Annotated in this window: 8 protein-coding genes; all 8 read right to left on the reverse strand. The window is 56.8% G+C overall.

Annotation, left to right across the window (positions count from 1 at the left end; genetic code table 11):
• Positions 1 to 804: hypothetical protein (locus EN884_RS13355; RefSeq protein WP_206617591.1), on the reverse strand; the 804-nt coding region annotated here is incomplete at its 3' end.
• 971 nt (positions 805 to 1,775) lie between these two features.
• A complete protein-coding gene (locus tag EN884_RS13365) occupies positions 1,776 to 3,461 on the reverse strand; it encodes a ThiF family adenylyltransferase (protein ID WP_063170748.1) in 1,686 nt (561 codons plus the stop codon).
• 12 nt (positions 3,462 to 3,473) lie between these two features.
• Positions 3,474 to 4,496, reverse strand: a complete 1,023-nt coding sequence (locus EN884_RS13370) for a cyclic GMP-AMP synthase DncV-like nucleotidyltransferase (RefSeq protein WP_063170749.1) — start codon at positions 4,494 to 4,496, stop codon at positions 3,474 to 3,476.
• Positions 4,493 to 5,629: a patatin-like phospholipase family protein gene (locus tag EN884_RS13375; RefSeq protein ID WP_082826781.1), complete on the reverse strand. Its 1,137-nt coding sequence runs from the start codon at positions 5,627 to 5,629 to the stop codon at positions 4,493 to 4,495. Before EN884_RS13375 ends, EN884_RS13370 begins: the two co-directional genes overlap by 4 nt.
• A gap of 534 nt (positions 5,630 to 6,163) precedes the next feature.
• Entirely contained in the window at positions 6,164 to 6,697 is a 534-nt protein-coding gene (gene hxsA / locus EN884_RS13380; protein WP_063170750.1) for a His-Xaa-Ser repeat protein HxsA, read from the reverse strand.
• Positions 6,694 to 7,794 carry a His-Xaa-Ser system radical SAM maturase HxsC gene (gene hxsC, locus EN884_RS13385; RefSeq protein WP_063170751.1) on the reverse strand — a complete coding sequence of 367 codons (1,101 nt, stop codon included), beginning with the start codon at positions 7,792 to 7,794 and terminating at the stop codon, positions 6,694 to 6,696. The genes hxsA and hxsC overlap by 4 nt, the downstream gene beginning before the upstream one ends.
• Positions 7,791 to 9,200: a His-Xaa-Ser system radical SAM maturase HxsB gene (gene hxsB / locus EN884_RS13390; RefSeq protein WP_063170752.1), complete on the reverse strand. Its 1,410-nt coding sequence runs from the start codon at positions 9,198 to 9,200 to the stop codon at positions 7,791 to 7,793. Before hxsB ends, hxsC begins: the two co-directional genes overlap by 4 nt.
• A partial coding sequence (locus EN884_RS38970) for a hypothetical protein (RefSeq protein WP_206617592.1) occupies positions 9,197 to 9,747 on the reverse strand: 551 nt, incomplete at its 5' end. The genes hxsB and EN884_RS38970, both read right to left, overlap by 4 nt.

Below are 9,747 nucleotides of genomic sequence, written 5' to 3' on the forward strand. Positions count from 1 at the left end.
CTCGTCGTATTGATAGGCAAGCTCCGAGACGATGAGATCACCAAGCTCAACATCGCCTGGGTTACCAGCGCAAACCCCACACATCACAAGGCACTTTGGTCGGAGATAGTTGGCGAGGTTTGTCGCCACCGGACTGGTGCTCACGGACCCCATGCGACTCGGTTTCGCTAAAGCTATACTGAAACGCTCTTCACCTCCTACGACGAAGGACCCGACTAGATAATCGTCGTTGAGATGGGTCTTTCGCGGCAGCCATTCCGACACGCCTTCAGGCGACCCAGCACGGGTGCCAAACACCGCGCGTGCCTCGGTAAATTCATCGGCAATGGCTGTTATTAACAAAACATCCACCGATTCCCCCTGTGGTCCCATTACCGCAGCCTGAGACTCGCGGCTGAGTTTGAAGAAGCCCTTCGACAATTGGCTGGTCCAATAGTTCCCGCTCAATTCGCCGGTATGTTCATTTAGTCGAAGGATCGCCGCACCCTTGTATGGGTTGACTGCGTCAGACCACATAGCCTTGGGTTCTACCTCGTACATGTAATGAATGACGGGGCGTCCTGAGACCTCGTGGCTGGGCTTGGCGAGGATCGTGCGGGAATCCGAGCCGATCGAATACACTTGCATGTCGATCCCCCAATCGCTCTGACGAATGATGGCGGTTGCATCGACCTTTCCGGTACGGTCACCCCGTTGCCAATGGATTTCCATCTTCCAAGTGCCGCTCACGGTCGGGAACGCGCCGTCGTCCGACCTTGTCGCTGCGTGCGGCCCGGTCTCCACTGAACGATCATCATCAGGCATCTGTGGCTACCTCCATACCGTCTTTGAAAATGACCACGCCGTAATGTGCACTCGCCACACCTGCCGCCATCACGCCTGGCAACGCCGACCCGAACAGGGCTGCCAGGTACCGTCCGCCATGCCTTGGGTTGGGATGCGGCATTACCACCGACCGCAGGATCGGGGGCGAAAAATACAGGGAGAGCGAGCTGATCTCCAAGGTCGATGAAAGAAGATGGAATCCGTCATGGAAATCGCTGGAGTCCCTGGATATTGAACTCAAGACCTCAGTTGTAGACCCTCTGGGGGGCGTGACAGCCCTTGGCCGTAACGGAAAAGTAGGAAGCGTATCGGGGGTGTCACTTACCAAGACCCCGATACCTGAAAACAGTGCTCCGCTTTCATCGCGAACGCTTCGCAGCAAGCCGTAAAGGCTTCCAACTATAGTTTTTTCTTGGTCTGTCATCATCTCCACAACCTACATAGTTTTCGCAGCACAGACTCCATGCAAGTGCGGTCCGCCTTGCGTCCCGGAGCCGGCAGCCATTAAGCATGGAAAGAAACGTGTAGTCCGTCTGGAAACGGTGCCAGACCGACGATGCAAAGTAGCAGACCCGAAGTATAGAAGGTCGAATTTCTGACTACGCTCTCGATACTGGCGATATCGTCGTGAGACGGCGTCGGGGCCTTCTCCGGATGTGTATGCCAGTCCCCCACGTACTCAAGCCCTGTTGCGAAATGCTGGTCAATCTCCTTCTGCTCCGCTTTGCGATCCGGCCAAAAATGAAACCGCCCCCGTCGATCCGCCGGCCTGGGGCCAGTCGCCGCTAACACACGCCAAACGTCACCCTCGATGTCGGCGAACAGCTGTCCTCCGGCCTCCCTACTGAACCAGCCCGTCTGTCGGTAGCCGTCGAAGACCCTGAGCACGTCTGGCGAGAACCGGACGGTTACGCGGTGGAACCGAGCAACGACTGAACTATCTTCGAGGGTTACAGCCATTGTCGCTCCATCACTCCTGACACCGACACCGTGGGCTTCATCGCCTTGAACTCCTCCGTCCATTGCCCTTTGGCACGGGCGAGATTGCGATCCGAAGTCCACCATGTCCGCCACGTGTCGGCCAACCCTGACTCTTGCAATCGATCGAGGCAGAGCTCGGCGATCATCGCCTGGACCGCGACAACCTCAGGTGCCCCGAAAGGTGTCGTGGCGTTACCGCATTCCTTGGGCGGCTGACGATCGTTCCGCGATGCCGGACGCCGAGGCGCGCCCTTCTCAAACCCATCCGTGAACCGGGCGCCATCTCCCGACAGCAGTAACGCGTGCCCGGCCACCCCCCATGCCTCCATCCAGCCAAACACCACGGCTATCGGTGGAGTCCCGTGCCGCGCGAGCTCGGCGATGTAGTTGTCGGCGTGCAAGGATCCCGTAGTGGCCACGATGAGGTCCGCACCCTTCAATATGTCGCTCCCGGACACGACGAGGTCCTGGATGGTTTTCGAGAAAGCCCTCACTTCGACCACCTCCGGCAAGTCTTGTCGTAGGTCCGATGCTAAGGCTTCCGGCTTCGAATGGCGGACGCTACGGCCACCAAGCTCATGACGTCGAATGTTCTCCCAGCCAAGAGTCTCGTGATCAACGAGATCTAAGCGTCCGACGCCTGCCTTCGCGAGTAGGCGCGCGACGCCCGCGCCGACAGCGCCACATCCGACTACGACTACTCTCTTGTCGGCGATATTGGTCAGGTCGACGATGCTGCGGGACGCCGAACTGTCAAGCAGTGAAGTCCGCAGGCGCTGAATGGTATAGTGCTCGAGAAGGTCGCCCACGGCGAGTTTGTCACGGGGTCGAAGCTTGAGCCTCGGCTTCCGTCGAGAGCCCTTCTTCTGCGGAGGAAGAGTTTTCAGCAGGCGGACACCCGCAAATTGGCGGCGGCCGGAAGGCGCAACGCCGACTAGCACCAAGACGATCCCATTCGGCACCGCACTCACAGCCTTCAACAATGCCTCTCCACCATCGACGGCGTGCGTCTGGAGGAGTTTGACAAGGCCTAAAGAATCCGTGGGAAACTCGGACGGCAAAGGGAACTTCTTGAGCTCGACGAAAAGGGCGGCATTCGTATGCTTGGGTGCCTCCCCGTTCCGATTCCCCCACCACCGAAGCATCAATTCCTTGCTGGCAAATACAAAGACCTCGTTGCCAGTCAGGAGATATGACCCTGTCGATGCACGTTCCTCGTAGAGCAACGAGAGCGTCGGGCTGCCGACATGAGCACGTTGGCTCCAGTAGTTGGTGAAGTCTTCCTTGAGATCCTCGTCTTCAGACCCTGTCTGATGCGCATAAAGGAGCTCGAGGGCTTCCGCCAGCACCTGCCGGGCGGCATCTGCCGGATCGGTAGTAAACTCAACCTTCGTCAGGCATAAGCGGCCATCAAGCTCGACATGCGGCAGGTTTCGCTGGACGTCGTAGTTGATGATATAGGCGTTCGGTCGCGAATACGGGAACGCGGCGTCGGCCACGATGGACAGATCCTGGCCCCACACCTCGAACAACCACAGATGACGGCCCGTCGGTCGCCCTTTGGCATCCTCGCAGGCGCGATATCCCCTGTACTCCGGCCGATAGGCCTCGAAGAGCGCCGAGACAGCGTCAATGGCCTGAGCGATGGTGAGCAATGGACCGCGCGCTCAGGCGTACCGTGTCTCACCCCGCTTGACCGCCGGACCTACTTTCTGGGTGAGGGACTTTGCCCCATCCGGGTCGGGCTGCTGGGAGAACCAGTCCGTATTGAAGAACTTGTCCCAGGCGCTCATCGCTTTCGCGTGGTCGCAGTCCCATTCGTCGAGAACGTCGAGATGCTTGAGGTTCTCATCGAGTTTGTCGTGGAGGAACTTGGCCTTCGCATTGCCGTCCTCGATAATGTTATCGTCAAGAACCGGATGCTTGACCACCTGTTTCCAGGCAAGCGTGTCCCTAATCGCCTTCGCGATATTGCGAAGCGTCTTGTCATCGTGGTCAGCAACCTCGGCCCAATGATCGGCCACGAGCTTCGAGATGACGAATCCATTCGAAATCTTTCCCTTCCAGCTTGAGCGGCTCCGCGCAAAGGCTTTGAGAAGCCTGACTACTTCAACAAACTGTCCCTTATCGCCGTCCTTGGACGCATTGGCGCAATTGTTCTTGTTGAAGTCCTGGAACCACGAAGTCACTGCCAACGCATCCGATCGCTTCCAGCTGGAGCTAGCCAGCTCGTAGTGGTCAGACTCCTTTCCGGTCCAGGCGTCCTTCACAACGACGTGGCGGTAGACGGGCACGTCGATGTGGTAACCCTCGTGGTAATAGACCCGCACGCAGTTCTTGAGGACTTCTCGCGAGTCTTTGAAACGATCGTCCTGCAAAGCGTTGCACACCATTTCACGGGCCGCGAGGGGTGACTTGTCAGCTCCTTTCGACCCGACGAGGTCCTCCTTCTTGAAATAGACGCCGTCGTCGATGTCATAGTCTTCGCCCTTTTCGACGATCATTGTGCGCATCGCGTAGGAGCCCTGAGTCCGCTGTCCGATCGGGGTCGGATCGTTGTTGGCGGCTAGGCCGTCCTTCAGCCGCTTCCGGTTGGTCTTTGCCTTGGTGAAGATGCCTTTGCGGCTGTCATTCGGAAGCCGCACCTCGTCACGCTGGTATTTCGCTAATTGGAGATGGCAATCTCTCATTCGAAAAACTCCTTGGGTACGCCTGCCTCCGGCATCGTAGGCAGAGACATCATGAGATTGTGGATCAATTGACCCTGCGGGTTCCGAGGATCATCACAGGCACTCTTGACCATGTCGGCGTCCGTCGACGCCTGGCTCAAGAGCGCATTCATCGCCTCCGACCTACTGTCGTCGAGACCGAGATACTCGAGTTTCGAGGCCGGGATTTTCTGCTGCGGAAAGCGAACGTGGTGCACCTCCCTGCCGCATTTGCTCAAAACATTGGCGAACATGCGGGCCATATTATCAAAGGCGAACTCCTGGGCCGTGATGCTAAGCGGCGCGACATCGGCACCCAGCTTCCACTGGAGCATCGACCTGTGGACTTGTGTCGACGAAATCTCCTCTCCCTCAGGTCGAGAGCATGTGCCCAAGGAGAATATCTGGATGGGCTGTCCCTCGTCAGCGTTCATTAGCGCATCCAGCATCCCCACCATGACTGGGTTGTTCGCCCACAATCCACCGTCTGCAAAAACCTCAATCTGCTCGTGCTTGCTGTCGGGGTTCTTTATCGCCGCCAGGGACCGGTAGATCGGCGCCGCGCTTGAGGCCAAGCAGATATCGACTAGCTTATAATTGTCATCGCGGACTCCGCTCGTCTTCGTCTTCTTGAAAACCCACGCCCGGTGGGTGCTCATGGCCACCGTGGGGATCGAAAGCGAAATCCCTCGCTTCCTGTAGACATCGAGCATGGTGATGTCTCCGAGCTCCACCCTGAGGGCTTCCCGCAGCGCTGCATCGCCGGCTCTGACTATGCTGCCACCCTTCGCTATACGGGCAATGAGCTTTACTCTGCTCTCGGTAATGCGCTCGGGGAAAATCTTCCTGCCCCAGACTTGGTAGAGCCTGACTAGATCGCTCATAGGGCGGCCGATTGCCGCGGCGCAGGCGATGATGGCCCCCGTGCTCGTTCCAGCGATGAGATCGAAGCCGCCGCCCAGGTCGAGATGTTCCTCCCCGCGTGTCCTGCGATATTGATCGAGCAAGCGATCGAGAAACGCCGCAGTGTAGATGCCACGCATACCGCCGCCGTCGAGGCACAGGACTCTGAAGGGCCTTCCAACGGGAGTTGTAAGTTCAGCAGCTTCTTCCATTGAAATGGATGCCTTTTTTATTCCCTGCGAGCTACGGATTGTGCGTCAGAAATCTAAAGTATCCCGATTCTTCCCTCATTCCGAGAACATACCATGCTCAAGTATGATTTATAACGTCGCGCAAATTCGAGGCGACGAAATATGTTGTAAGATGAAATGGTGCCTTCGAATTCGGTCGTACGATTCGGCGCCCTAACCTACGATGAGGACGATCTTTGGAAATAGCAGCTATTGGCGCGAAGCCGCCATCACGTATACTGATTCTAGTGGCCGATTCCGGCGAGACATCAGTGCCGCCGTTTCGAGTGTAGTGGGTTGGCTGTCCGAATGGCAGCTGTTCGGTCAAGACGCCCGCCAGCGGACGGTCTCCTCCCGGCCCCCAATCCGGTCATTCCGTACCGCATGCTGAGATGGCCGCTCCTGGCAGAAAGTAGACATTCTATTCGGTGGCCCAAACTGGGCGAAGGGTTATATCACTTTGGCCTGCGGCGCGAACCCTAGAAGCGTCCCATAATGGAGTTGGTCACTGAGCGCTTACTCGGCAGTAATCCGCAAAGCGTTCAACGTCTCGGGTGTAATGGTACCCGTAACTTTGAGGTTGTAGTCAGACTGCATTTTTTCAAGGCCAGCCCTCATCTCCGGGCTCATCTTGCCGTCCAGTTCGCCATTGTAGTAGCCGAACGACAGCATGGCGAATTGGACCTGAAGAACGATTTCCTTGAATTTGTTGGCGTTGCCGGGAAGCACGACTAAAGGCGCTGGAGCCGCCGGCGCAGTTGTGGGCGGCTGGTAGGTCGGTGCTTGATAGACCGGTGCCGGCGCCTGATAGACGGGCGCTGGCGGCGGGTAGTATGTGCCGCCTGCCGACGATCGGTGGCTGCTGTGCGAGCTGTGGCTGCTGTGTGAACTGTGGCCTGCCAATGTGAATTTGTGATCCAGCTTAAAAATATCGAAAAGCGATTTTGTCTTGCCGCCATCGCCGGGAGGCACAAGAGGCATTGCGACGCTCTCGATCGGCATGAAACCGGCAGCGAGCAACGATGGGATCGCGAAAAGCCGCTTTTTCATGCGACGCCAAACCTCTCGTATCCATGTGCCTTCGGATGCCACTCAAAGAAACCGCCGCACTCGTTGCGCAGACTACAATCGGCGCAATCCGAGACGTAGGCTCTTTTCCAGTCCGAGATAGTCGAAGGTGCGAACATCCGATAATTGGCGGGAACTGTGCAGAGCGGAAAGTTATAGAGCTTGGTCTCGATCCCGCGGCTGATCGCAAAATCCAGTGCCTTGCCGACTACGTCGAAGCCCTTGGAACTGTCATAGAACAACGAGCTCCAATTCTGCCGGCCGTAGCCAATGTTTTCGAGCTGCATGATTGCCCATTTGTCGACGAAAGGCAGCGCGGTCGTCACAAACTTCGCCAGGTCAAATAGCTTGGGAGCATTGGGTTTCATAAGGACTGTGCGCAGTTCAATCTTTGCGCCAGCCTCGCAAAGGAGTGACAGGCTTTTTCTAACCTGGTCGAACGCACCTGGTTTCCCCACGATGCGATCGTGGACATCACGATCGCTTGAGTACACAGGGATGCCCCAAAGGATACGATCCAGGTCCATACGACGAAGTCTGACGACGTCGTCACGGTCAAAATGCTGGGCATTGGTCAGGACGTGGAAATTGATGTCGCGACGGGCGGACATTGTTGTGTCCAGAAACTCGAGCAACTCCGATTTGAAGAGCGTGGGCTCCCCTCCCGATATGCCGATGGTCGAATTTCCTGGCGATAAGAGCACGGCCGTTTCGAAGAATGGAAACATGTCGATGTGCCGCTCTTTCGGAGGTTGAGAGCACATCAAACAGAGCTGATCGCACCGTTCCGTGATCAAGAGGGTGTTGTGTCGGGAATTCGCTCGGATGAGGCGGTGCGCCGTCCCTCGCCAGGGCACGACAAACATCACATCACCATTGACCTCGCTCGGATCGACGCCGAATACACGAAGCTTGCCCATCGCTCCGGCGAAGTCGGCGTTTTCCGCACTGGCATTCTCCAACGTCGCGTCCAGCGAACCGGCATCGCTACAGTCCTCCGACAATCCTTCGAACGACCTGAGGCGAACAACGTAGGGATCTACGACATCGGTTTCGATTTTGAGACGAAGCGGGATCATACATGCACCGGGATCATGTGATCCCCCCACGATGGCACGCGGGCCCAGCTGGCGAGCGACCGGATCGCCGCATCGTCGCGGCGACTGACTACCTCGACGACCTTATCGAAAAGGGAAATGTGTCTCTTGCAGAACCAGGTCTCGTTGCGAACCAGATCAACGCGTCCGTCCCGCGACAGGTCATCGACGACGTCCGTTCCGCAGAAGGGTTGATAGACGCAGTGGATGCAGTCGGCGTCGAAGTTGTTGATCGACGCGTGGTTCAGGAGCCGAACTTTCGTCTGATCAAGACCTTCGGCAACTGTGCCAATCGACAGATCAACGCGTCCTATACGCGAAAGCATCCGAGCTTCGTCGGTAGGGTACAATTGCCCATCGTGATCGACGACGATATAGTCCGACGCGAAGAAATTTGGATTGCGCAGGTCGACGTGGTCATCGGCTCCCGATCTGAGAAACCGGCGCAAACACTGGCTGAAATAATACTCCTCGACAAATCGGCCGGTGCGGTGATTGCGGTCGATAAGGGAGTCGATGAAATCAGAGTGAAGCGCATTCCATTTGGCTATTGAATTTGGATCGCGCTTTCGACGTCGTGCGAAACCTTGGTGATTTATCGGCCGCAGATAGATCGATCTTATTCCGTGAAGCTCGAAATTATCGACGAGGTCTGTGAAATCTGGCGGTCGGTCTACGTCTATCGTCGGCAAGGCTGAAACCCTGCCGGGGCCAAGGCGACGCACGGCCTCTGCCAGGTTGCCAAAGAACGTGTCGGTAACCAGAGGATCATGCGTACGCTGACGCGTGTGGGTCTCGTGATTTCCGTCCAACGAGGTGCTGACGAACGTGTCCGGCTGGTCAAGGAAAGTCCACTCTTGGTCGCCCAAGCGCTGCAAATTTGTGCAGACAACAAACTGGCTATTCGGAAACTTTGAGCGGGTGAAAGCGCGAACCTGCTCGAGCAGATCGATCCGAAGCAAGGGTTCTCCACCCTGAAACTCGATCTTGATCTCCGGACCCTTCATCGCGTCGATGAAGTCGAGCACGGCCTTCAATGTTTCAGCGTTCCAGTCGAAGCCCTGTGCGGATTCCGGGGCGCGCGAAACCTGGCAATAGCCGCACGTCAAATTGCAGCGGAGTGTGGGGACCAAGATAAGGTAGGAGAGGTCTTGCTGCTTCGACTGCCTCCGTGCCCATCGATAGGCAAATGACATCCAGTCAGGATCGCCTTCGCGTTCGAACGTGTGACCGTTTTCGCGAAGAAAATGCCGATCGACAACCGACAAAGCGCCGCCTGTGTACCTCTCTAGAAAGTCACGATCTGCTGCGAAGAATCCACCGGCATCATCGGTGAAAAGAAGTTCGCCGTTTGGACGCTCTCGAAACTTAAGTGGCCAAACGTTCATTTCGCAGTGACCGCATTGATCAGCGCCTGGCGAAGCGGCAGGGTCTCGACGTAGATCTTTTCTCGATAAACGGTATGCAGAATGCTCTTGCGCACCTTATCCAGATGGTCCGGCGGAAGAGAAGCTATCTCTATGCCCTCACTTGATACTGAAAAGCCAAGCGACGGATACTGGGCTTGAACGCGCAGCAAAGCGCCTTCCACAAAACTTCGAAAGCTCTGTGGAATTTCGATTGTAATCCGCTCTAGATTGCGTCCGTCCACCACACAGAGGCCCCCCCAGCCTCTCGCCACTATACTTAAGATTCTCGGTTTTGACATCAACGCAATTCGATCTGGGTAAATTTGCGAGTCGATCGTGTCGGACTGAATTGCTTCATATGCTGTGACCACCAACCGGTTGGCCCTTGGCAAGCTGAGATGGCCGGGTGTTGACCGATTGATGCCTCGAATAACCGGTCCTTTGAGAGGGCCGCTTTGACAACCGTCTCGGCGGGCGAGTGACCAGCGGGGCTTGCGGATTCGCTGCGATTCCGCAATCCTAATGA

Source organism: Mesorhizobium sp. M7A.F.Ca.AU.001.01.1.1 (assembly GCF_004022735.1).
Lineage (GTDB): Bacteria > Pseudomonadota > Alphaproteobacteria > Rhizobiales > Rhizobiaceae > Mesorhizobium > Mesorhizobium ciceri.